Genomic DNA, 22,000 nt, shown 5'->3' with positions numbered 1-22,000 from the left:
AGGGTTCGGCTTCTTGGGTCGGGACGAACGCGATGCCCGGTTTTTTTTATAACGAGTTCATGATGTTGACAGGTCTTGACTGCTCTTTGACACACTGCACGATTTGCTGCACGCAGCGTTCGCCAATCGCGCTGATCGCCCCGTCGGTATAACCTGCGATATGCGACGTGGGGATAAAGTTCGCCAGAGAAAAAAGGGGATGTTCGCTCAGAGGCTCGTGATCAAAGACATCGGCAGCCGCGCCAGCAATCACGTTGTCTGCCAGGGCCTGATACAGATCCGTTTCGCTGACTACGCCACCGCGTGAGACGTTGAACAGAAAGGCGGACTTTTTCATCTTGCGCAGACGCTCAGCATCAAACAGGTTGCGGGTTTCATCGGTGAGCGGCGTATGCAGCGTGATGAAATCGCTCTCTTCGGTCAGCCGATCCATCGAAACAAACGCGATGTTGTGTTCGGCAGCAAAGGTCTTATCCGGATAAAAATCAAAGGCCAGCACGCGCATATTGAAACCGCTTGCCCTGAGTGCAACCTGCTTACCGATATTGCCCAGGCCGATAATGCCCAGCGTTTTGCCGTAGACATCGGTGGCGAAAATGCGCGGCCAGTGGCCTGCACGGGTTTCTACCGCCGCCGTCGTCACCTGACGTGCGGCATTCAGGATCAGCGCAAAAGCGAAGTCCGCTACCGCATGCTTATTGGCATCAGGCACGTTAGTGACATAAATGCCTCTGGCTTGCGTGGCCTTCAGGTTAATGTTATCGACGCCAACACCGTGCTTGCAGACGATCTTTAACTGCGGCGCGCGATCCAGCAGCGCGTCATTGACTTCGGTAAAGGCCACGATCATTGCGACGGTGTCGGTGAGGTGCGGTTCGAGCGCGCTCAGCGGGGCATCTGCTGGCAGAGTAATCAGCTCAAAACCCTGGGCCTGCAAATCGCGGATCGGCTGCGCATCGTATTTGGCAAATGAGGGTGAGGTACAAATCACTTTCATCATGGTTTCCTTGGTGTGAATGCGGGCAACGCCTACGCGGTGCCGCTCAAAATTATTGCGTGTACTGGGTGACGATCTGGCGAATACGCTGCTCTTCTTCTGCGCTGAAGCACACGGCATAGCGGCTTTCACCGACATCATGGCCCATTAGCGCGACGGCTTTTTTCACCGCCGCAGGGGAGAACCCGACGCTATAGAGATCGGTGCGCAACCCGGTGACGTTTTCCTGCGCCTTGCGGGAACCGTCGATATCCCCGGCGTTGAAGCGCGCCCAGATCGCGTTAATTTCTTTTGGTGCGACGTTGGCCAGCCCGGAAATACAGGCGGAGCATCCTTCAATAAAGCCCTGATGGATCAGTGAATCCGGTCCGTTAAGCACGTTGAAATTCTCAATGCCTTCCGCCGCCTGCAAGAAGCCTTTCAGGCTTTCATAGCTGCCCGCGCTGTCTTTAATGCCGATAATATTCGGGTGCGCGGCGAGCGTGCGCACGGTGGCGGGCTCAAGCGTATTGCCGGTGCGGGCCGGGATGTTGTAGAGGAACACGGGCACATCCAACGCATCGGCTACCGCTCGGTAATGGGCAATCAGCTCTTCCTGCTTGAGCGGCACGAAGTACGGCGTGATCACTGAAACAGCATCGACACCCAGCGCAGCAACCTGCTGACCGAGACGAATGGTTTCACGGGTGGAGATCTCACCAACATGTGCCACTACAGAGGCTGTGCCCGCCACTTCATCCACGCAGGTTTTGGTCACGGCCAGCTTCTCCTGCTCGTTCAGCACAAAGAATTCGCCATTGGTGCCGCCGCAGAAAATACCGTTGCCAGCCGCCAGTTGACGCTGGATCTGCACGCGCATTGCCGCTTCGTTGTAGTCGCCTGCAGCGGTAAAAGGGGTGACGATGGCGGTCAGTACGCCGGTAATTTTTTTACTCATGGTGTCCTCGTAAAGTGTTAGCGATTCTGGGTCGGGAACAGCGTCAGGTAGACGTCTCGCACGTCATTGGCACTGACCGGGGCAGGCACATTTTTCATCAGACGCTGGACGTCCAGCGCGGCCTCAACCAGGTAAGGCAGGTGATCGGAACCAATGCCCAGTTCATCCAGGCTGGCAGGCAGCTTCAGCCGCTTCACCAGCGCGGAGAAGTAGTCGACCAACGCCAGTGATTTCTGTTCATCGCTCAGCGAAAGGTTGGCATCCGGCAGTAGGTCGTAGGCCTGGGCAAATTTGGTTACAGCGGCCGGGCGCACGAAGCGCATACAGGGTGCCAGCAGAATGGCGTTCGCCACGCCGTGAGGAATGTGATATTTGCCGCCCAGCGGGTAGGACATGGCATGAACCAGATGCGTACCGGCATGGGCAATCGCCGCGCCGCCGTAGTAAGACGCCCACAGCATATCCAGCCTTGCTACCAGATTTTCCGGTTCGGCCACGGCGGTTTCCAGGCTGGTAAACAGCTTTTTCAGGCCGATCAGCGCGTAGTTATCGCTGACCGGGTTGGAGACGGTGGCGGTAAAACATTCAATCAGATGGCAAAGCGCATCAATGCCGGTCGAGGAGGCGATATGCGCGGGCATGCTGGTGGTTAGTTCAGGTGCCAGCACGACATAATCCGGTAGCATCACCGGGGAGATGATGCCGACCTTGGTCTCTTTTTCAGGGATAGCTAATATGGCATTCGGCGTGGCTTCAGAGCCGGTGCCGGCAGTAGTGGGGATCAGTAACGACGCCGTGCGGTTCTGCGGTTTTTCACCGTTTAGCAACGCCGCAAGCGTCGGTGCATTTTCCACGCACAACACCGAAAGCAGCTTAGCCACGTCCAGCACGCTGCCGCCGCCCACACCAATGACTAAATCAATGCCCTGGATATCCAGCGTCGCCACAATGGCCGCCACATCATGCTGACTCGGCTCCGGCGGCACGCTGTCGATCATTTTTACCGTCGGCACGGTGTCGCAAATCTGCTTAATCAACGTCTGCACTAAAGGGATGCCGCCGATGTTCTTGTCAGTCACCAACAGGACGTGCTGTCGGTTCTTTAGCAGATAGCCAATATCATTGAGTGTCTGATAGCCACTGATTATTGTGCTGTTAATATTCATTGTCATACCTTGTCTCTGCCCTTGCTTTCCGCTAAGGGTGATTTTATTTCGTCATTTACTCGTCTGAGCCTCACGAGCAGTGCCTAATTTTATAGGACAAATTGATTTTGATTAATTTGATCTTGCTCACATATAATCAATCATGATTGAATATAATCATTATCAGCGAGAGCAATGGGCTTTCCCTCGCATTCAGGAGAAGAGATGACTCAGCGTCTGTGGAAGACACCCGTGCTGGTGGTCGCCGATGACTTTACCGGAGCCAACGATGCGGGAAGCGGGTTGGCGATAGCGGGTGCCAGGGTCAACGTGCTGTTTGCTGTTGAAGCGCAGGCTGAAGCGCACAGTGCCGATGTCTGGGTGATCAACACCGATAGCCGTGCCGCCAGTCCCGGGCTGGCTGCCGGCCGCACCAGAGCAGCCGTGGAGCGTTGGGCCGATATCGCCCGCGAGGGTTGGGTATTTAAGAAGATCGATTCCACCCTGCGCGGAAATCCTGGCGCCGAAATTGACGCGGCTTTTCGGGCAAGCGGCGCGGCCGTGGGGTTAGTGGTGCCTGCGGTGCCCAGGCTTGGACGAACCACACGGCAGGGAAGCTGCTATATCCATGGCGTGTTGCTGACTGACACCGAATATGCCAGCGATCCTAAAACGCCGCTGAATCAAGCGAGCGTGCAGGCAAGATTGCTGGAGCAAAGCACACTGGCCTGCGAAGAGATTGCTTTGCGGGACGTTCGCCAGCCCGATCTTCAGGCCGTGCTGGCCCGTGCCATTGCTCAGGGGCATCAGTTGCTGGTGGTTGATGCCGAGACCGATGAGGACCTGCAGCGCATTATGCAGGCTGCCTCACTGCTTGAACCGCGCCCGTTACTGGCGGGCGCCGCTGGACTGAGCGATGCGCTAAGCAGGCATCTGGCTGGCGTTCCTGTCGCACCTGCTGTTACGGGCATGGGGAATGCAGGCCCGGTTCTGGCGGTTGTCGGTTCGATGAGTGAAGTCGCCCAGCAGCAGCTTGAGCAGTTGCAAAAACATCATGTGCTGCAACTGATTGATGTCGATATTGAGGCGATTTTTACCGGCCACACGGATTTGACTGCCTTAAGGCAGATGGCGATTGAGGCGATGCGGGCGGGGCAGCACTGCATGATCCGCACCTGTCAGCAGTCCACTCAGCGGCAGGCGATTGCCGGACTGTGCCAGCGTTATAGCCTGAGTCGCCAGCAGTTGGGCGATACGATTTGCGGCTTTCTGGCGACATTAACGCGGCAAGTGCTCGATGAAGTGACGCCGGCAGGTCTGTATCTCTCGGGTGGCGATGTGGCGATTGCGGTGGCGCAGGGATTGGGCGCTGAAGGCTTCCAGATTCACGGACAGGTGGCGGGCTGCGTGCCTTACGGCCATCTGCTGAAAGTAAAAAATGACCTGCTGGTGCTTACCAAGGCCGGCGGCTTTGGTGATGACACCACCCTGGTAGAAGTTTTTCGTTTTATTGAGGAGAAGGCGAGTGAGTAAAATTATTGCGATTACCATGGGCGACCCGGCGGGTATTGGTCCGGAAATTATCATCAAATCACTGGCCGAAGGCGAGCTTTCCGGGGCACCCGCGGTGGTGATCGGCTGTGCCAGTACGCTGCGCCGCATTATGGCGATGGGCATTACGCCCCAGGCGGAGCTGCGGGTGCTGGATAAGGTCGCCGATGCGCACTTTGCGCCGGGCATCATCAATGTTATCGACGAACCGCTTGCCGATCCGGATGCGTTGCAAGCCGGGGTGGTGCAGGTTGCCGCAGGCGATCTGGCTTATCGTTGTGTGAAGCGAGCCACCGAGCTGGCGATGGCCGGTGAAGTGCAGGCCATTGCTACCGCGCCGTTGAATAAAGAGGCGTTGCATTCAGCCGGGCATCTTTATCCCGGGCACACCGAACTGCTGGCTAAGCTAACCGACACCAAAGATTATGGCATGGTGCTGTTCACCGACCGTTTGAAGGTGATTCATGTCACCACCCATATTGCGCTGCGCAAGTTCCTCGACACGCTGAACCGTGACCGCGTGGAAACGGTGATTACCATGGCGGATACCTTCCTTAAGCGTGTTGGCTTTGAGAATCCGCGTATTGCAGTGGCGGGCGTCAACCCGCACGCCGGGGAAAATGGTCTGTTTGGCGATGAAGAGATCACCCTGGTCGGCCCTGCGGTTGAGGCGATGAAGGCCAAAGGCCTGACGGTAACCGGGCCTTGCCCGCCGGACACGGTTTTCCTGCAATGCTACGAAGGCCAGTACGATATCGTGGTAGCGATGTATCATGACCAGGGGCACATTCCGCTGAAGCTTTTGGGCTTCTATGATGGTGTAAATATCACCGCCGGGCTGCCGTTTATCAGGACCTCGGCTGACCATGGAACGGCATTTGATATTGCCTGGACAGGTAAAGCGAAGTCTGAGAGCATGGCGATCTCCATCCAGTTAGCGATGCAGCTCGCATAAGGACATATGAAGGGACAAAGCCGCCTCGATCAGATTATGGACTATCTGAAAAGCCATAATCTGGTGACTGTCGATCAACTGGTGGCGGCTATTTCCACGTCGCCAGCCACGATCCGACGGGATTTAATCAAGCTCGACCAGGAAGGCGTGATTAGCCGCACGCACGGCGGTGTCACCCTGAACCGCTTCATCCCCGCTCAGCCGACCACGCTGGAAAAAATGCAGCGTAATCTGGTCGAAAAGCAGGCCATTGCGCAGGCGGCGGCCAGCCTGGTGAAGTCCGGTGATTCAGTGGTACTGGACGCCGGTACCACCATGTTGGAGCTGGCGCGTCACCTGACGCACCTGCAACTGCGGGTGATCACCTCAGATTTGCATATCGCGCTGTTTCTCTCAGAATTTAAGCAGATTGAAGTGACCATTATCGGCGGGCGGATCGACGACTCCAGCCAGTCTTGCGTTGGCGACCACGGCCGCAGATTATTGAAAAACATCTATCCGGACGTGGCGTTCGTCAGCTGTAATTCATGGAGTATGGAAAAAGGCATTACCACGCCAACGGAAGAGAAAGCCGGACTAAAAGAGGATCTGCTGGGCAATGCGCGCCGTCGTGTGCTGCTGGCAGACAGCAGTAAGTACGGGTCATGGTCATTGTTCTGCGTATCACCGTTGCAAAACCTCACCGACATCATCACCGATTCCCATCTCAGTGAAGAAGGGCAGAGCGCGCTGCGCGATCAGGCGTTCACCCTGACCCTGACCAGCGCCTGACGCCAAAAAAAACGGGCGGCCCTGAGGCCACCCGCTTCTTAACGCCATAACCCTTACAGCGATTTTGATCCCACGGCCGGAATATTGCGCCCGTAGTAAATTTCACGCATCTCTTTCCACAGCAGATCGGTAATACGCTTGTGCTCTTGCGGGCTCAGGTCTTCCGGTCGGGTGTTAAACAGATAGTGTTTCAAATCAAACTCTTTCAGCAGCATCTTGGTATGGAAGATGTTCTCCTGATAGACGTTCACATCCAGCATGTCGTACATCGATTTCATGTCTTCAGACATAAAGTTCTGAATCGAATTGATCTGGTGATCGATGTAGTGCTTCAGGCCATTCACATCGCGGGTAAAGCCGCGCACGCGATAGTCGATGGTGACAATGTCGGATTCCAGCTGGTGAATTAAGTAGTTCAACGCCTTCAGCGGCGAAATCACCCCACAGGTGGAGACTTCAATATCCGCGCGGAAGGTGCAGAGTCCGCCTTCCGGGTGGCTCTCCGGGTAGGTGTGCACGCAGATATGGCTCTTATCCAGATGCGCCACCACCGAGTTAGGTAACGGGCCCGGATGTTCCGAGGTATCAATATCTTTCGGGTCGATCGGCTCTTCGCTGACCAAAATGGTCACGCTGGCCCCTTGAGGCTCGTAGTCCTGGCGCGCGATATTCAGCACGTTTGCGCCAATAATCGAACAGGTCTCGCTGAGGATCTCCGTCAGGCGGTTGGCGTTGTACTGCTCATCAATGTACGCAATGTATCCGTCACGCTCAGCATCTGTGTTGGCGTAACAGATATCGTAGATACAAAAACTCAGGCTCTTTGTCAGGTTATTGAAGCCGTGTAGTTTAAGCTTTTGCAATTTCGTTCACCCCCTTAAACGCCCGGCTGGTCGGCCAGCGCATTCAACAAATATTGTGGCAGGGCAAAGCTGCCCGTGTGGATCGCCGGATTATAGTAGCGACAGGTCAGGTTTGCCGCGGTAAAACGGGCCTGAAGCGTGGCGCTGTCAAGCTGGCGCAGCGCGGGATTGTTGCTGGCCCAGGCGAACGTCATAATGCCACCGTAATAGGTTGGGATCGCCGCCTGATAGAAGCTGACGTCGCTAAAGTAGTGGCTCAGTTTGCGGTGACTGTTAACCGCTTCCTCCTGCTGCAGGAAGCAAACGCCATTCTGCGCCACGAAGATGCCATTTTCATTAAGGCAACGCTGGCAACCTTCGTAAAATTCTGAGGTGAACAGGCTTTCTCCCGGACCGATCGGGTCGGTACAGTCAGAAATGATCACATCAAACTTTTCGCTGCACTGAGCGACAAAGTTCACGCCATCGTCAATCACCAGCTTAAAACGCGGATCGTCGTACGCACCGGCGCTGTGATTTGGCAGATACTGCTGGCAGAACGTCACCACGCCCGCATCGATCTCCACCATGGTGATCTGTTCGATATTTTTATGACGGCTGACTTCACGCAGCATGGCGCCATCGCCACCGCCAATAATCAATACGCGTTTTGCTGCGCCATGCGCGAGAAGGGGAACGTGGGTCATCATCTCGTGATAAATGAACTCATCGCGCTCGGTCGTTTGTACCACACCGTCCAGCGCCATAACGCGACCTAACGCGGCATTCTCAAAGATGACTAAATCCTGATGACCGGTCTGTTCACGGTACAGGATCTTATCGACAGAAAAGTACTGTCCAAACCCGGTATGAAGCGTTTCATACCACATTTCTTTTTCGGCCATGCTGGGATTCTCCTCATAACAGCCACGAAAAATGGGCGCGACATAATAGCTAACTCTGACCGTGGTTGCACGGTCAAATTATCAGCAAGAATTGGAAAAAGGGAGGGGATTATTTCACGTACGCGAGCAGGCTCAGGGAGTCACGTGCCAGGGATTTGCACTTCATGTCGTTCGGAACGGCGATACCGCTCAAATCACGATAACTGTCTTCGCCCAGCGCTTTCATATTAAAGCTGCTGTAATTGGCTAAATCCCAGCGGTTCTGCTGGGCAAAGAACACCAGCGCCCGGCGAATTTGCCCGTCCGGCAGATCCTGATATCCGCAGTCATTTTTCAAATAGACAAACACAGCCGTTAAATCGGCTAAATCTTCCGCTTCAGATTCGCTCAGTGCGAAACTGGTCGACGAGAAGCCAAAGAGACTCAGTAACAACAGAGCCTTGATGCTTTTCTTCATAATTGATCTCAATCGATTGCAATAGTCTGACGTTAGCACAGTTATTCGCAGGCTTCAGACAATTTTGCGGCAGAAAACTCCGGATCCGGCTATTTTACTGGCCCTGGGGTGGCAAAGCTTGACCTTCCCGGTAGGGAAGGGTTTATGCTTCCCAACAAGAATTTTCTGCCAGGGCGAACTGAATCAATGCAACGTCGTGATTTTATTAAGCTAACCGCGGCAATGGGCGCGGCCAGTGCCTTACCATTATGGAGCCGCAGCGCCATGGCGGCTGAACGCCGTCCTGAATTGCCGATCCCGGCGCTGTTAACGCCCGATCCGCGCGGCGTGATGAATATTACGGCGAAGACCGGTTCTAAGGTCTGGCAGGGAAAAACCGTGCCAACCTGGGGTTATAACGGCGATCTGCTCGGTCCGGCGATCCAGCTGGAACGCGGCAAGCCGGTGACCATCAACGTGCGTAACCAGTTGCCGGAAGCGACCACCGTTCACTGGCACGGTCTGGACATCCCCGGTTCCGTGGATGGCGGCCCGCAGGCGCAGATCGCACCGGGACAAACCCGGACCGTCAGCTTCACGCCTGACCAGCGCTCTGCCACCTGCTGGTTCCACCCTCATCTGCATGGCAGAACCGGTTATCAGGTCGCTCAGGGGCTGGCTGGGCTGGTGATTGTGAAAGACATCGCTGGCGAGAAGCTGCTGCTGCCAAAAATCTGGGGCGTGGATGATATTCCGCTGATCCTGCAAGACAAACGATTAAGCAGCGACGGCAGTAAAATCGATTATCAGCTGGATATCATGAGCGCGGCGGTGGGCTGGTTTGGCGATACTATGCTGACCAATGGCGCCATTTACCCTCAGCACGCCGTGCCGCGCGGCTGGTTACGTCTGCGCGTGCTGAACGGCTGTAATGCGCGCACGCTGAACCTGACCGCCTGCGATCGTCGTTCGTTGTACGTTATCGCCAGCGATGGCGGATTGCTGGCCGAGCCGGTTGAGCTGACAGAGCTGCCGATGATGCCGGGTGAACGCTTTGAAATCATGGTTGATACCCGCGATGGCAAAGAGTTCGATCTGCAAACGCTTCCCGTGCGGCAGATGGGCATGTCGCTGGCACCGTTTAACCAGCCGTTGCCGATACTGCACATTGTGCCGCTACAAATTATGGCCAGCGGTACGCTGCCGGACAGCCTGGTCGAGATGCCGGCTTTACCTTCCACTGAAGGGATTGCTGAACGACAGCTTAAACTGACCATGGATCCGGAGCTCGATCGCCGTGGCATGCTCGCCCTGATGGAGAAATATGGCCATGCGGCCATGGCCGGCATGAGCGGCGATGCACACGATAACGACAGGGATGATGCGGGCATGGCCGGCATGGATCACAGCAAAATGGCCGGGATGGAACAGGAGCCTGTGGCCGGCACCGACCACAGCAAGATGGCGGGCATGGATAATGGCGCGATGCCCGGTATGGATCACGGCGGCGATAAGGCTGCCCGTGATTTCCACAGCGGCAACCGAATCAATGGAAAAGCCTTTGATATGAACACGCCGTCCTTTGACGTGAAGCGTGGTGTTGTCGAGAAGTGGACGATTTCGGGTGAAGGTGACGAGATGCTGCACCCGTTCCATATTCATGGCACCCAGTTCCGTATCCTGTCAGAAAATGGCAAACCTCCGGCAGCGCATCGCAGCGGCTGGAAGGATATTGTCAGGGTTGAGGGCTGGCGCAGCGAAGTGTTGGTGCGTTTTGACAACCTGGCGGCGAAAGATCAGGCCTATATGGCGCACTGTCATCTGCTGGAACATGAAGATACCGGCATGATGCTCGGCTTTACGGTGAGCGAGTAACGCCCGTAAAATCCCTCACCCGTGGAACAGTGACGCCTTCCACGGGTGAATTTCCTGCCTGACTTGCCCGCACGCCTTCTGTGAATAATCTGAATTTGGCTTAAGTTATTTGCGATTGGAAAATAAGACCAGCATTTATTTAATGAGATTTAACCGAGTCGACCTGAATATTACATGGTATTAGTTCTTATTTTAACCTGCTGTAAGATCTGTTTTTTCCTGCCTTAGCTGTTTTCTGAAATTAAAATCCCAGCCCGGCTGAACTCTGTTATTGGCTGGTCTTGGTGATATTAAGCGAAAATATGCCTGCCCGTAGCAGTGTTGGAACGTTAATGCTTTCTTGACTGATATTCATTGCGGCAATAAGTTGAAATAACTTCCCCTTACACAAAGCTGACACTCTGATGAATGCGCATGACCTGGTGAAAGAAAAAGTAACTTATACGGCAGATGGCAATCTTAATGCCGATATTCATATTCTGTTTACCACGGATAAACGCTATCTGACGTATTGTGGCGTTTGTATTTTTTCAATCATTGATAAAAATCCGGCACTGAATATTACCTTCCACCTGTTCACCGATGAGTATAACGACCTTTTCCCGGCGTCGTTCTTTACCCGTTATCCCAATGTCAGCGTGGTGGTGTATCTGCTGAATAATGCGGTATTCGATGGACTGCAGGTGTATGATTTCTATCCCAAATCAATCTACTACCGCATAGTGGCCTCCAACATCCTGCATGAGCAGGTGAGCCAACTGCTGTACCTCGACTGCGATATCGTCTGTGATGGCAACATTGCTCCGTTATTAGCCATCGACATGGCGGACTACACCATCGCTGCCGTGCAGGATAAGGGAATGAACAGCGACTATTTGACCTATCTGGGGTTAAGCAAAGAGAAAAAATACTTCAATTCTGGCGTGATGTTAATTAACACGCAGGCCTGGGTTGATCATGATGTGACGACGGAATTCTTCGTTAAAATCAAAGATAAAAAATACACTTTCCCGGATCAGGATTGCCTGAATATCATCCTGGATAATGAAGTGTATTTTATAGAGCCAGAATTTAACTTTATTCCTAAAAATAAAAGCACCAATAAAGCGCCGGTGTTTATTCATTATGCCGGGCAGACTAAACCCTGGAGCGTTTCCATCGATGAGTCGGGTTATAATAAAAAATACATTGATATGTATAACCGCTCACCGTGGAAAGACGTCCCGCTGGAGTTGCCGAAAAAAGCCTTTGAATCCTATCACTACGCGAAAAAGCTGCTGATGAAGAAACGTCTGATTCAGGCAGCGTATTGGCTGACCGTCTCGACGTTTCAATTCACCGCCAAAAAATTGCGCAGCAAGGCCGCAGGTTAAAGGGCTGACAGCGCGATCTTGAGATCCTCAATCAGGTCATCTTTGTTTTCGATGCCGATTGAGACCCGCACGGTTGCCTCGCTGATGCCAATTCTTGCCCGGACATCAGCAGGGACGCCGGAGTGGGTGGTGCTGGCCGGATGGCTGGCCAGTGATTCTGTACCGCCCAGGCTGACCGCCAGTTTAAACAGCTGCAGCGTATTCAGCAGCTTAAACGCGGCGGGCTGTCCGCCAACCACATCAAAGGAGAAGGTCGAGCCTGCGCCGCTGCATTGCTTGCTGAATGTCTTGCCCGCCGGTGAATCCGGCTCAAGGAACGACAGTGAATGCAGCTTGGCGATTTTCTCGTGCCCGCGCAGGAAGCCCGCAACGGCGACGGCATTGTCATTGGCCCGCTCCATTCGTAACGCCAGCGTTTCCAGCGAACGGCCAATCATCCAGCTGGAATGCGGATCAAGCTGGGTGCCAATCGCGCTTCGTAGCGCTTTAATCTGCCTGACCAGCGCTTTGCTGCCCATCACCGCACCGGCAATCAAATCTGAATGGCCGCCAACATACTTGGTCAGCGAATAGAGCGACAGATCCGCGCCGTGCTCAATAGGGCGCTGGAAAACCGGGCCGAGCAGGGTGTTATCGCAGGCAATGATTGGGCGATGCTGCTGCTGCTGCTCAATGGCGTCGGCCACCCGTTTAATCAGGGCGATATCCACCAGACTGTTGGTCGGGTTGGCCGGTGATTCAATCAGGATCACCGACACGCGGCCCAGCTTCATCGCGTCTTCAGCGGCGGCCTGTACGATCGCCTCATCTAACCCATCAGAAAACCCTACCGCCGCCACTTTCAGCTTGCTGAAGGTTTTGCTTAACAGCGTCTCGGTGCCGCCGTACAGCGGCTGAGAATGGAGGATCGCATCGCCAGGTTCGACCAATGCCAGCAGCGTGGTGGAGATGGCGGACATGCCGGAGGAAAAGAGTGCAGCGCTCTCGGTGCGTTCATATATTGCCAGCCGGTCTTCAACAATCTCACTGTTAGGGTGATTAAAACGTGAATAGACCAGACCATTGGCGCCGCCCGCCGGTGGCTCTTTGCGTCCCGAGACGTAATCAAAGAAATCCCGGCCTTCTTCTGCGGTATTAAAGACGAAGGTTGAGGTAAGAAACACCGGCGGTTTGACCGCGCCTTCAGACAGCGCCGGATCGTAGCCATAATTAAGCATTTGGGTTTCGGGCTGAAGCTCACGACTGCCAATATGGGTCTTCTTAGAATGGGGAGAGGCCATGCAAACTCCTGCCGCTGAGGCATGCTGAGGGGGTTAAAGTGAGCATACGTTATCATGGGCCCAATCGCGCTGATAAATGAATTATCGTTCTATGGTTAAAACCTTTTGCATGATTAAATATGGCTTTCCCGACAGATAGAAGTCTATACGTCTGCGGCGAATTCCGCTGCGCGGTTTGCGCAACAACGGGAAAACGACGGCGGATCTGTGATAGACTTCGCTGCTTCCCTTAAGCCATCAAGAACGACAAAAGTTATGAAACATACCGTAGAAGTGATGATCCCCGAAGACGAGATCGCGAAACGCATTGCCGAGCTCGGCCAGCAGATTACCGAGCAGTATAAAGACAGTGGCAGCGACATGGTGCTGGTGGGCCTGTTGCGCGGCTCCTTTATGTTTATGGCCGATCTGTGCCGTAAAATTGAGGTGTCCCATGAAGTCGATTTTATGACGGCATCCAGCTACGGCAGCGGCATGTCCAGCACCCGCGACGTGCGCATCCTGAAAGATCTGGATGAAGATATTCGCGGCAAGGACGTGCTGATCGTTGAAGACATCATCGATTCCGGCAATACGCTGAGCAAAGTGCGTGAGATCCTCAGCCTGCGTCAGCCAAAATCTCTGGCCATTTGTACGCTGCTGGATAAGCCCGATCGCCGTGAAGTGGAGGTGCCGGTTGAATACGTCGGCTTCACCATTCCTGACGAGTTCGTGGTGGGATACGGCATTGATTATGCCCAACGTTATCGTCATCTGCCGTACGTCGGCAAAGTGGTGATGCTGGAAGAGTAATTACGCAGGCAGGGTTACAGCACAAACGACTAAGGCCGGTTTTTCCGGCCTGATATAAGATGCGAACCCGTTAATCCGGGCTTTGCACGTCGTTCAGCAAGTTGGCGATACCATGGCGGTAACGTTGCTCAAGGATTTCACGGTTTGTGGCAGCCACTTCCAGATCGCGCAGATAGCCGTCCTGAATACCGTAAACCCAACCGTGGATAGTCACATTCTGACCGCGTTTCCACGCAGACTGCATCACGGTGGAATGACCCAGGTTATACACCTGCTCAATCACGTTGATTTCACACAGTTTGTCAAAGCGTTTTTCCGGCGGCAGTTCACCCAGTATCGCGCTATGCTTGTACCACAAATCACGGATATGCAGCAGCCAGTTGTTGATCAGACCCAGTTCTGGATTCTCAACCGCCGCCTGGACACCGCCGCAGCCATAGTGACCGCAGATGATGATGTGTTCCACTTCTAACACTTCAACGGCGTACTGCACCACGGACAGACAGTTCAGGTCCGTGTGAATGACCAGGTTGGCCACGTTGCGATGAACAAACAGTTCGCCCGGCTCCAGGCCGGTCAGGCGCTCGGCGGGAACGCGGCTGTCAGAGCAGCCAATCCACAGAAAACGCGGCTTCTGCGCCAGTGAGAGACGCTCGAAGAAGCCTGGGTCTTCCTCTTTGAGCAGCTTGGACCACTCGCGGTTGTTGCTGATAAGGGTATCAATATCTTTCATGTTAGTGTCGACCAATACTCGAAATGCGTTGCAATAATATAGGCCAACGCGGCGTGATTTAAAACGGCAAACAAGAAAACCACACAAAACAGGGCACTCTTTTACCTATGACTTATGCACTGGAACTTGAAAAACTGACCAAAACCTATGCAGGCGGCGTTCAGGCCCTCAAGGGAATTGATCTCAATGTAGAAGCCGGTGACTTCTATGCGCTGCTGGGTCCGAACGGAGCCGGCAAGTCCACCACGATTGGCATTATCAGCTCGCTGGTTAACAAAACGGCCGGTAAGGTGCGCGTCTTTGGTTATGACCTGCAGCAGGATGTGGTCAATGCCAAACGCCAGCTGGGCCTGGTGCCACAGGAGTTCAACTTCAACCAGTTTGAGACCGTGATGCAAATCGTGGTCAGCCAGGCTGGTCTGTACGGCGTGGAAAAGCCGGAAGCGCTGAAGCGTGCTGAAAAATACCTGAAGCAGCTCGATCTGTGGGAGAAGCGCAACGAGCGTGCGCGCATGCTCTCCGGCGGCATGAAGCGTCGTCTGATGATTGCCCGTGCCCTGATGCACGAGCCAAAACTGCTGATCCTTGATGAACCGACCGCCGGTGTCGACATTGAGCTGCGTCGTTCGATGTGGACCTTCCTGCAGGATTTGAATGCCAAAGGCACCACCATCATCCTCACCACCCACTATCTGGAAGAAGCTGAAATGCTGTGCCGCAATATCGGCATCATTCAGCGCGGTGAGCTGGTGGAAAACACCTCGATGAAAGGGCTGTTGTCGAAGCTGAAATCCGAAACCTTCATCCTCGATTTGGCGGCGAAAAGTCCGTTGCCACAACTGGAAGGTTTCCAGTATCGCCTGACGGACACCTCGACGCTGGAAGTGGAAGTGCTTCGCGAGCAGGGCTTGAACAGCGTGTTCAGCCAGCTCAGCCATCAGGGCGTGCAGGTATTAAGTATGCGCAACAAGGCTAACCGTCTTGAGGAGCTGTTTGTCGACCTGGTCAACGGTCGCAAAGGAGAGAAATCATGACACACCTTTATTGGGTCGCTCTGAAGAGCATCTGGGGCAAAGAAGTTAACCGCTTTGCCCGTATCTGGATCCAGACGCTGGTGCCGCCAGTGATCACCATGACGCTGTATTTCATCATCTTCGGTAACTTAATCGGTTCCCGTATCGGTGAGATGCACGGCTTCAGCTATATGCAGTTTATTGTGCCGGGCCTGATCATGATGGCGGTAATCACCAACGCCTATGCCAACGTGGCGTCGTCGTTCTTTAGTGCCAAATTCCAGCGCAATATTGAAGAGCTGCTGGTGGCACCGGTGCCGACTCACGTCATCATCGCCGGCTATGTTGGCGGCGGCGTTGCACGCGGTATCTGCGTGGGCGTGCTGGTCACGGCTATTTCGCTGTTCTTCGTGCCGTTCCAGGTTCACTCGTGGCTGATGGTGGCGGTGACGCTGCTGCTGACCGCGATCCTGTTCTCGCTGGCAGGTCTGCTGAATGCGGTGTTTGCCCGGACGTTTGACGATATCAGCCTGATCCCTACCTTCGTGCTGACCCCGCTGACCTACCTGGGCGGCGTGTTTTATTCGCTAACTTTACTACCACCGGTTTGGCAGATGATTTCCAAATTGAACCCGATTGTTTACATGATCAGCGGCTTCCGTTTTGGTTTCCTGGGCATTTCTGACGTGCCGGTGGTGTTCACTTTAGCGGTGCTGCTTGCCTTTATTGCGGTGTTCTATTTGCTGGTTTGGGTACTGATCCAACGTGGCAGAGGCCTGCGCACCTGATGTATTTCAGGATCTCTTCCCGTCGGGGAGAGATCCTGAATTCTTCCCCCTTGTGACTACCCATTGTCTTTATTGATAATCTTCTCTTTCTCCCGCTGCCTGTCGATCGGATTCACCTCCGCGTTATCACATAATTTTAATTAATCTAAGTCCATTATTTATTCAAGTCATTATGAAGAACCATTAATGATTATTGCGCTAATAAAGCAACCTCCTTCCTCCAGTAATAAATACAGGCAATAACTTTATAAATACCGTTACGGTACTTTAAGCATATTCTCATTTTACCCTTAGATCTGTTTCAGGCTGTTTTCTCAAATGTCAGTTTATGTATACTAGCGTTTCACAATCAACGCCTGACGTTTCTTATGGCCAAAATATGATTCGCCATCAGGCAGGCTTGTTATTGCTATTACAATAATAACTATTGGCACGGGATAAATATGAACAGACTAACATGGGTTGATAACCTGCGTGGGATGAGTGTGCTTGCCGTTATTTTTCTACATAGCACTATCGCCGTAAATGGCGATGCCGGGCACCTTACCATCGTAACGAACACCGTTAACCATCTGCTGGAGCCCGTCAGACTGGGCCTGATGTTTTTTGTCTCAGGGCTGTTTGTGGACAGTGGATTGAAGAAAGGCTTTGATAGCTTTGCGAAAAATAAGGTCAAAAGCATTCTTTACCCGTTTATCGTCTGGGTGGCGATTTATGGCGGGCTGAAACTCCTGTTTAACTCGGTCTCCAATAAACCACAGTCGCCCATGAATATCCTGCTTTCGCATTTGACCGGCGGCGGCGATATTACCTGGTTTCTGCATTCGTTATTCATTTTCTTCATGATCATTCCCTTAGTGCGGCGCGTTCCATTTTATATTGTCATTCCGGTGTCGCTGTTTATCAGTTATATCCTGCCAGAAATCCCCACAGACAGCGTATTTTCTGGCTTTGATAACAGCCACGTTAATCGAATGTTTTACCTGTTCCCGTTCTTTTTCCTCGGGGATATGCTGGTACGTAAGCAGGTCGATATTCCCACCGTCATCAGCAAAAAATCCATTTTATTACCTTCACTGTTATGTTTTATCGCGCTCTCTTCGATGAATCTGTTGATTGAGGAAGGCATTTCCTGGCAGCTGCTGGCGCCACTGGCCCTGTGCTCGATCCCGATCTTTATCTTCCTGGCGCTGCACACCAACGTGAAGCTGGTGCATTTTGTTGGCGTTAACTCGATAGTCTTTTACCTGTCGCACTATCTGGCCGTGCAGGTGTTTGCCAAAGCGGTGAAAATCAACAGCAGCAATATCCTGATCAGCGATCTGAAATTTATCGCGGCTTTCCTCTCCGCACTGCTGCTGCCGCTGGCTATCTGCTGGATACGCAAGCACGGGATGCTGAACTTCTTGTTCACCCTGAAGAAAAAGCCCAAGGTCACCGCCACGCTGGTGCATTAAGACCAAGCTATTCAGATTAGCAGGCAATAAAAAAGGGCCGACCGCGGTCGGCCCTTTGCACGTTCGGACGGGGTAGGGGATCAGGCAACCTGAACCGGAACCGCTTTCGCCAGACGCTTCATGACGTTTGCGCCTTCAAAATAGGCCACTTTCGGCTGCCATTCGCGTGCCTCTGCATCCGGCATATCCACATAAGAGCAGATAATCAAAATATCCCCTTCACAGGCACAACGCGCTGCGGCACCGTTAACAGAGATAATCTTTGAGCCGCGCTCAGCCGCAATGGCATAGGTCGAGAAACGCTGGCCGTTAGTCACGTTGTAAATGTCGATCGCTTCGTATTGCAGAATGCCGGAAGCGTCGAGGAAATCCTGATCGATGGCACAGGAGCCTTCATAATTCAGATCCGCCTGAGTGACGGTCACCCGGTGAAGCTTGCCCTGCAGCATAGTACGGTTCATAACCTTGTTACCTTTCTCGGAAATCACAAAAACGAACGCCAGGAACCCCTGAGCGCCAGTGACTGTTACTGCGTCAGATCGACCTGTTGATTGTCAATCAGACGCGCTTTACCTAACCAGGCGGCCATCAGGATCACCGCGCGCTGGCTGTCGACATTCAGCGGCAGCAGCGTATCGGCATCGCAAATCGCCAGTCCATCAGCCCGTAAGCCTTTTTCTGCCAGCGCCTCTTCCGCGGCGGCAATGATCTCTTCGATATGCCGCTCACCGTTGGACAGCCGCTCGGCCATGCTGTTCATCACTTTGCTGACCACCGGGGCGATTTTACGCTCATCCGCGGTCAGATAGCCGTTCCGTGAACTGAGCGCCAGACCATCTTTGGCTCTGACCGTCGGCACACCGATGATATCGATGTCGTAGCCCATATCCGCCACCATCTTGCGGATTAACGCCAGCTGCTGGTAATCCTTCTCGCCGAACAGCGCCATATCGGGCTGCACCAGGTTGAAAAGCTTACTGACAATGGTCGACACGCCACGGAAATGGCCGGGACGGCTGGCGCCTTCCAGCAGCGTTGAAAGGCCTGGTACATCGACAAAGGTCTGATCGCTCAGTCCCTTTGGATAGACTTCGCCCGGTGCCGGGGAGAAGACCAAATCGACTTTGCGGCGGTTCAGCTTCTCGCAGTCTTCCTGCAAGGTGCGCGGATAGCGGGCCAAATCGTCCGGACGTTCAAACTGCATCGGGTTAACAAAGATCGAGACAACCACAATGTCTGCCTGCTCGCGCGCTTCATCGACCAGCGTCATATGACCGTCATGCAGGTTGCCCATGGTCGGCACCAGCGCGATGCGCTTACCGTCCTGCCGCCAGCGCCGGATTTCACGGCGCAGCATCGGCAAGGTTTCAATAATCAGCACAGATCGTCTCCTGTGTTAGTGAAAGCTGTGTTCTTCGGCAGGGTAAGTACCCGTTTCGACGTCCGCAACATACTGCCTGATGGCGGCGCGGATATCGCCGGTTTCCGCGAGGAAATTTTTAGCAAACTTGGGAATGTGGCCACCAGTAATGCCAAAGGCGTCATGCATCACCAGGATTTGACCATCGGTGACGTTGCCGGCACCAATGCCGATCACCGGGATGCTCAGCGCGTCGGTGATGCGCTGCGCCAGCGCCACCGGCACACACTCCAGCACCAGCAGCTGCGCACCGGCTGCTTCCAGCGCCAGCGCATCGGCCAGCAGGGCATCGGCCGCCTCGCTTTCGCGTCCCTGAACCTTATAGCCACCAAAGATATTCACTGACTGTGGCGTAAGGCCGAGATGTCCGCAAACCGGCACGGCACGTTCGGTTAACTGCCTGACCGTCTCTGCCAGCCATTTTCCGCCTTCCAGCTTGACCATGTTGGCCCCGGCGCGCATCAGCTGTGCGGCGCTGTCAAAGGTTTGCTCAGGCGTGGCATAGGTCATAAACGGCAGGTCGGAGAGCAGCAACGCAGCAGGCGCACCGCGGCGCACGGCCTGAGTATGGTAAACGATGTCGGCAAGGGTCACCGGCAGCGTTGAATCATGTCCCTGAACCACCATGCCCAGCGAATCGCCCACCAACATGACCTGCAGGCCTTCATCGGCGAACAGTCGGGCAAAGCTGAAATCATAGGCAGTAATGGAGGCAAACTTGCGTCCGCTCTTTTTCCACTGGCGAAGGGTAGAGACCGTGGTCGGTTTCATCGCAACCTCTGTAAGCGTGTTCTGGTGGGCGTATCTTAATGGAAGGGAAGGGGGTTTGCACTACCAGCGCTGAATGGCGCTCGCATCCAGTTTAGCCAGCATGCGTTCGGCGGCGGTTCCATCCGGGAAGGTCAGATTGGGGGCGATCTCAAGCAGGGGAACCAGCATAAAGGCGCGATTGGCAATATCGTAATGCGGCACGGTCAGACGGGGGGTATTCAGCGTCAGGTCGCCAAACAGCATGATGTCCAGGTCCAGCGTGCGCGGTCCCCAGCGTTCATCTTTGCGCACGCGTCCCTGTTCCAGCTCAATACGCTGGGTGTGATCGAGCAAGGCTTCCGGCGACAGTGAAGTGTTCAGCAAAACGGCGGCATTAAGGTAGTCAGGCTGGTCGGGTGGACCATAAGGTGGCGTGCGGTAGAAAGCGGAGGTGACAACCAGCGTGGTGTGGGGGATAGCAGCCAATGCATCAAGTGCAGCCTGCACCTGATGCATTGGATCGGCAAGATTACTGCCCAGCGCTAAGTAGACGCGCATCATGCGTTGCTGTTGTTACCGTCACGACGCGGGCCAGGCACGCGCTTGCGCGGACGACGGGTGCGGCGACGTGGCACCGGATCGTCACCCAGGGTATTCAGCATGGTTTTCTGCTGCGGCGGCGCGGAAACCTGGAAATCGTTCCACCAGGCGGTCAGCTTCAGCAGTTCCTGATTGTTTTCCACTTCAGCACGCAGCGCCAGCAGGTCATAGGCGGCACGGAACTTAGGATGCTCCATCAGCTTCCAGGCGCGTTTGCCGTGACGACGGGACAGACGCAGCTGCAGCTGCCAGATATCACGAACCAGCGTGGTGATGCGCTTTGGAATTGCCAGCGAACGGCAGGCTTCATCCAGCACGTCATTCATCGCCAGCGCGAAGGCATCGTAGTAGGCCAGGCCGCTTTCCTGAGCAATCTTCTGGGCCGCTTCTAATTGCGGATACCAGAACATGGCGGAGAACAGGAATGCCGGGTTAACGCGCATCTGATTGTGAATACGGTGATCGGTGTTTTTCAGCACCTGCACAATCATCCGCTCCATATTGCTGTCGCCCTTTTCCGTAAAGTAACGGGTAATGGTCGGGAACAGTGGCTGGAACAGCTGGTATTCACGCAGTTGCAGATAGGTGCTGTAGCCGTAACCCGCCTGCAGCAGCTTGAGGGTTTCTTCAAACAGACGGGCCGGCGGAATGTCATGCAGCAGCGTCGCCAGACGGGGGATCGGCTCGGCGGTTTCAGCGGCAACCGACATATCAAGCTTGGCGGCGAAACGCACCACGCGCAGCATCCGCACCGGATCTTCACGGTAGCGGGTTTCAGGATCGCCAATCAGACGGACAATGCCCTGCTGCAGGTCGTTCAGGCCACCAACATAGTCACGGACTGAGAAGTCAGAGACGCTGTAATAAAGGCTGTTGATGGTTAAGTCACGGCGCTGAGCATCGTCTTCGATAGTGCCGAAAATGTTGTCGCGCAGCAGCATGCCGTTCTGGCCGCGCTGAGAGGTGTTGCGATCTTCAGCGACCTGCTCGGCTTCGTGATGACCACGGAAGGTCGCCACTTCGATAATTTCCGGGCCAAACATCACGTGGGCCAGGCGGAAACGACGGCCAACCAGACGGCAGTTGCGGAACAGTTTACGCATCTGATCCGGCGTGGCGTTGGTGGTGACATCGAAATCTTTCGGTTTTTTACCCAGCAATAAGTCGCGGACGCCGCCACCGACCAGATAGGCTTCGTACCCTGCTTTATTCAGGCGATACAAGACCTTGAGGGCATTTTCACTGATGTCTTTGCGCGAAATAGTATGACGATCGCGAGGGATCACGGTCATCTGATGCACTACACCGACCTCAGCAGCTGGCGCTTCGTCTTCGCGACTCAAAACTTTTCGGCAAAAATTAGCAACTCGGGTAAAAATG

22 protein-coding genes are annotated in these 22,000 nt (G+C 54.2%); 9 read left to right on the top strand and 13 right to left on the bottom strand.

Annotation, left to right across the window (positions count from 1 at the left end):
- Positions 1 to 46: 46 nt before the first annotated feature.
- From AC0IXH_RS13545 to AC0IXH_RS13535, 3 genes are read right to left on the bottom strand one after another with little or no spacing between them, the layout of a single operon-like run.
- Entirely contained in the window at positions 47 to 997 is a 951-nt protein-coding gene (locus tag AC0IXH_RS13545; protein WP_013200800.1) for a phosphoglycerate dehydrogenase, read from the bottom strand.
- 52 nt (positions 998 to 1,049) lie between these two features.
- Entirely contained in the window at positions 1,050 to 1,934 is an 885-nt protein-coding gene (locus AC0IXH_RS13540; RefSeq protein WP_013200801.1) for a dihydrodipicolinate synthase family protein, read from the bottom strand.
- 17 nt (positions 1,935 to 1,951) lie between these two features.
- Positions 1,952 to 3,100 carry an iron-containing alcohol dehydrogenase gene (locus AC0IXH_RS13535; RefSeq protein WP_013200802.1) on the bottom strand — a complete coding sequence of 383 codons (1,149 nt, stop codon included), beginning with the start codon at positions 3,098 to 3,100 and terminating at the stop codon, positions 1,952 to 1,954.
- A 204-nt stretch (positions 3,101 to 3,304) separates the two neighbouring features.
- Here AC0IXH_RS13535 and dtnK point away from each other — a divergent pair, with 204 nt between their 5' ends.
- From dtnK to AC0IXH_RS13520, 3 genes are read left to right on the top strand one after another with little or no spacing between them, the layout of a single operon-like run.
- Positions 3,305 to 4,612, top strand: coding sequence for a D-threonate kinase (gene dtnK / locus AC0IXH_RS13530; RefSeq protein WP_346566995.1), 1,308 nt, complete (start codon positions 3,305 to 3,307; stop codon positions 4,610 to 4,612).
- Complete coding sequence (locus tag AC0IXH_RS13525) at positions 4,605 to 5,585, top strand: D-threonate 4-phosphate dehydrogenase (RefSeq protein ID WP_013200804.1); 981 nt, start codon at positions 4,605 to 4,607, stop codon at positions 5,583 to 5,585. The genes dtnK and AC0IXH_RS13525 overlap by 8 nt, the downstream gene beginning before the upstream one ends.
- 6 nt (positions 5,586 to 5,591) lie before the next feature.
- Positions 5,592 to 6,356, top strand: a complete 765-nt coding sequence (locus AC0IXH_RS13520) for a DeoR/GlpR family DNA-binding transcription regulator (protein WP_013200805.1) — start codon at positions 5,592 to 5,594, stop codon at positions 6,354 to 6,356.
- A 53-nt stretch (positions 6,357 to 6,409) separates the two neighbouring features.
- On the opposite strand, the gene speD is transcribed toward AC0IXH_RS13520, so the two are convergent.
- The 3 genes from speD to AC0IXH_RS13505 all read right to left on the bottom strand — a co-directional run bounded on the left by speD (position 6,410) and on the right by AC0IXH_RS13505 (position 8,560).
- Positions 6,410 to 7,219, bottom strand: a complete 810-nt coding sequence (gene speD, locus AC0IXH_RS13515) for an adenosylmethionine decarboxylase (RefSeq protein ID WP_013200806.1) — start codon at positions 7,217 to 7,219, stop codon at positions 6,410 to 6,412.
- A gap of 14 nt (positions 7,220 to 7,233) precedes the next feature.
- Entirely contained in the window at positions 7,234 to 8,103 is an 870-nt protein-coding gene (gene speE, locus AC0IXH_RS13510) for a polyamine aminopropyltransferase (RefSeq protein ID WP_013200807.1), read from the bottom strand.
- Positions 8,104 to 8,212: 109 nt separating this feature from the next.
- Positions 8,213 to 8,560 carry a YacC family pilotin-like protein gene (locus AC0IXH_RS13505; RefSeq protein WP_013200808.1) on the bottom strand — a complete coding sequence of 116 codons (348 nt, stop codon included), beginning with the start codon at positions 8,558 to 8,560 and terminating at the stop codon, positions 8,213 to 8,215.
- Between the two features lie 186 nt (positions 8,561 to 8,746).
- Between AC0IXH_RS13505 and cueO the strand changes: the two genes are divergently transcribed.
- Both cueO and AC0IXH_RS13495 read left to right on the top strand, forming a co-directional pair.
- Positions 8,747 to 10,414: a multicopper oxidase CueO gene (gene cueO, locus AC0IXH_RS13500; protein WP_471720563.1), complete on the top strand. Its 1,668-nt coding sequence runs from the start codon at positions 8,747 to 8,749 to the stop codon at positions 10,412 to 10,414.
- Positions 10,415 to 10,818: 404 nt separating this feature from the next.
- Positions 10,819 to 11,787 carry a glycosyltransferase family 8 protein gene (locus AC0IXH_RS13495; protein ID WP_471720562.1) on the top strand — a complete coding sequence of 323 codons (969 nt, stop codon included), beginning with the start codon at positions 10,819 to 10,821 and terminating at the stop codon, positions 11,785 to 11,787.
- Here the strand turns inward: AC0IXH_RS13495 and AC0IXH_RS13490 are convergent.
- Positions 11,784 to 13,067, bottom strand: a complete 1,284-nt coding sequence (locus tag AC0IXH_RS13490; protein WP_013200811.1) for a cystathionine gamma-synthase family protein — start codon at positions 13,065 to 13,067, stop codon at positions 11,784 to 11,786. The genes AC0IXH_RS13495 and AC0IXH_RS13490 overlap by 4 nt on opposite strands.
- A 255-nt stretch (positions 13,068 to 13,322) precedes the next feature.
- Here AC0IXH_RS13490 and hpt point away from each other — a divergent pair, with 255 nt between their 5' ends.
- Positions 13,323 to 13,859, top strand: coding sequence for a hypoxanthine phosphoribosyltransferase (gene hpt / locus AC0IXH_RS13485; RefSeq protein ID WP_013200812.1), 537 nt, complete (start codon positions 13,323 to 13,325; stop codon positions 13,857 to 13,859).
- 70 nt (positions 13,860 to 13,929) lie between these two features.
- Here hpt and can read toward each other — a convergent pair whose 3' ends face one another.
- On the bottom strand, positions 13,930 to 14,592 hold the full coding sequence (gene can, locus AC0IXH_RS13480) for a carbonate dehydratase (RefSeq protein WP_013200813.1): 663 nt from the start codon (positions 14,590 to 14,592) through the stop codon (positions 13,930 to 13,932).
- 107 nt (positions 14,593 to 14,699) lie between these two features.
- On the opposite strand from can, the gene AC0IXH_RS13475 reads away from it, so the two are divergent.
- The 3 genes from AC0IXH_RS13475 (at position 14,700) to AC0IXH_RS13465 (ending at position 17,850) form a co-directional block, all read left to right on the top strand.
- The gene (locus AC0IXH_RS13475; RefSeq protein ID WP_013200814.1) at positions 14,700 to 15,626 is read left to right on the top strand and encodes an ABC transporter ATP-binding protein; all 927 of its coding nucleotides are present in this window, start codon (positions 14,700 to 14,702) and stop codon (positions 15,624 to 15,626) included.
- Positions 15,623 to 16,393 (top strand): ABC transporter permease, encoded by a 771-nt coding sequence (locus AC0IXH_RS13470; protein WP_053140176.1) that lies wholly within the window; start codon positions 15,623 to 15,625, stop codon positions 16,391 to 16,393. The genes AC0IXH_RS13475 and AC0IXH_RS13470 overlap by 4 nt, the downstream gene beginning before the upstream one ends.
- 443 nt (positions 16,394 to 16,836) lie before the next feature.
- A complete protein-coding gene (locus AC0IXH_RS13465; RefSeq protein WP_471720561.1) occupies positions 16,837 to 17,850 on the top strand; it encodes an acyltransferase family protein in 1,014 nt (337 codons plus the stop codon).
- An 80-nt stretch (positions 17,851 to 17,930) separates the two neighbouring features.
- Here the strand turns inward: AC0IXH_RS13465 and panD are convergent, their stop codons facing one another.
- The 5 genes from panD to pcnB all read right to left on the bottom strand — a co-directional run bounded on the left by panD (position 17,931) and on the right by pcnB (position 21,999).
- Positions 17,931 to 18,311 carry an aspartate 1-decarboxylase gene (panD, locus tag AC0IXH_RS13460; RefSeq protein ID WP_013200817.1) on the bottom strand — a complete coding sequence of 127 codons (381 nt, stop codon included), beginning with the start codon at positions 18,309 to 18,311 and terminating at the stop codon, positions 17,931 to 17,933.
- Between the two features lie 65 nt (positions 18,312 to 18,376).
- Complete coding sequence (gene panC, locus AC0IXH_RS13455; protein ID WP_013200818.1) at positions 18,377 to 19,231, bottom strand: pantoate--beta-alanine ligase; 855 nt, start codon at positions 19,229 to 19,231, stop codon at positions 18,377 to 18,379.
- A gap of 15 nt (positions 19,232 to 19,246) precedes the next feature.
- Positions 19,247 to 20,041: a 3-methyl-2-oxobutanoate hydroxymethyltransferase gene (gene panB, locus AC0IXH_RS13450; protein WP_105760816.1), complete on the bottom strand. Its 795-nt coding sequence runs from the start codon at positions 20,039 to 20,041 to the stop codon at positions 19,247 to 19,249.
- Between the two features lie 60 nt (positions 20,042 to 20,101).
- Positions 20,102 to 20,581 (bottom strand): 2-amino-4-hydroxy-6-hydroxymethyldihydropteridine diphosphokinase, encoded by a 480-nt coding sequence (gene folK / locus AC0IXH_RS13445; RefSeq protein WP_471720560.1) that lies wholly within the window; start codon positions 20,579 to 20,581, stop codon positions 20,102 to 20,104.
- Entirely contained in the window at positions 20,578 to 21,999 is a 1,422-nt protein-coding gene (gene pcnB, locus AC0IXH_RS13440; protein WP_206404491.1) for a polynucleotide adenylyltransferase PcnB, read from the bottom strand. The genes folK and pcnB overlap by 4 nt, the downstream gene beginning before the upstream one ends.
- Position 22,000 lies beyond the last annotated feature (1 nt).

Source organism: Erwinia sp. AC075, from assembly GCF_979253995.1.
Note: the sequence above shows the minus strand (reverse complement) of the source record. Positions and strands in the feature narration are given on the sequence as shown.

Coding starts and splice junctions, on each gene's coding strand:
- AC0IXH_RS13545 (WP_013200800.1), bottom strand. CDS start 997: ATGAAAGTGATTTGTACCTCACCCTCATTTGCCAAATACGATGCGCAG.
- AC0IXH_RS13540 (WP_013200801.1), bottom strand. CDS start 1,934: ATGAGTAAAAAAATTACCGGCGTACTGACCGCCATCGTCACCCCTTTT.
- AC0IXH_RS13535 (WP_013200802.1), bottom strand. CDS start 3,100: ATGAATATTAACAGCACAATAATCAGTGGCTATCAGACACTCAATGAT.
- dtnK (WP_346566995.1), top strand. CDS start 3,305: ATGACTCAGCGTCTGTGGAAGACACCCGTGCTGGTGGTCGCCGATGAC.
- AC0IXH_RS13520 (WP_013200805.1), top strand. CDS start 5,592: ATGAAGGGACAAAGCCGCCTCGATCAGATTATGGACTATCTGAAAAGC.
- speE (WP_013200807.1), bottom strand. CDS start 8,103: ATGGCCGAAAAAGAAATGTGGTATGAAACGCTTCATACCGGGTTTGGA.
- AC0IXH_RS13505 (WP_013200808.1), bottom strand. CDS start 8,560: ATGAAGAAAAGCATCAAGGCTCTGTTGTTACTGAGTCTCTTTGGCTTC.
- cueO (WP_471720563.1), top strand. CDS start 8,747: ATGCAACGTCGTGATTTTATTAAGCTAACCGCGGCAATGGGCGCGGCC.
- AC0IXH_RS13495 (WP_471720562.1), top strand. CDS start 10,819: ATGAATGCGCATGACCTGGTGAAAGAAAAAGTAACTTATACGGCAGAT.
- AC0IXH_RS13490 (WP_013200811.1), bottom strand. CDS start 13,067: ATGGCCTCTCCCCATTCTAAGAAGACCCATATTGGCAGTCGTGAGCTT.
- hpt (WP_013200812.1), top strand. CDS start 13,323: ATGAAACATACCGTAGAAGTGATGATCCCCGAAGACGAGATCGCGAAA.
- can (WP_013200813.1), bottom strand. CDS start 14,592: ATGAAAGATATTGATACCCTTATCAGCAACAACCGCGAGTGGTCCAAG.
- AC0IXH_RS13475 (WP_013200814.1), top strand. CDS start 14,700: ATGACTTATGCACTGGAACTTGAAAAACTGACCAAAACCTATGCAGGC.
- AC0IXH_RS13470 (WP_053140176.1), top strand. CDS start 15,623: ATGACACACCTTTATTGGGTCGCTCTGAAGAGCATCTGGGGCAAAGAA.
- AC0IXH_RS13465 (WP_471720561.1), top strand. CDS start 16,837: ATGAACAGACTAACATGGGTTGATAACCTGCGTGGGATGAGTGTGCTT.
- panD (WP_013200817.1), bottom strand. CDS start 18,311: ATGAACCGTACTATGCTGCAGGGCAAGCTTCACCGGGTGACCGTCACT.
- panB (WP_105760816.1), bottom strand. CDS start 20,041: ATGAAACCGACCACGGTCTCTACCCTTCGCCAGTGGAAAAAGAGCGGA.
- folK (WP_471720560.1), bottom strand. CDS start 20,581: ATGATGCGCGTCTACTTAGCGCTGGGCAGTAATCTTGCCGATCCAATG.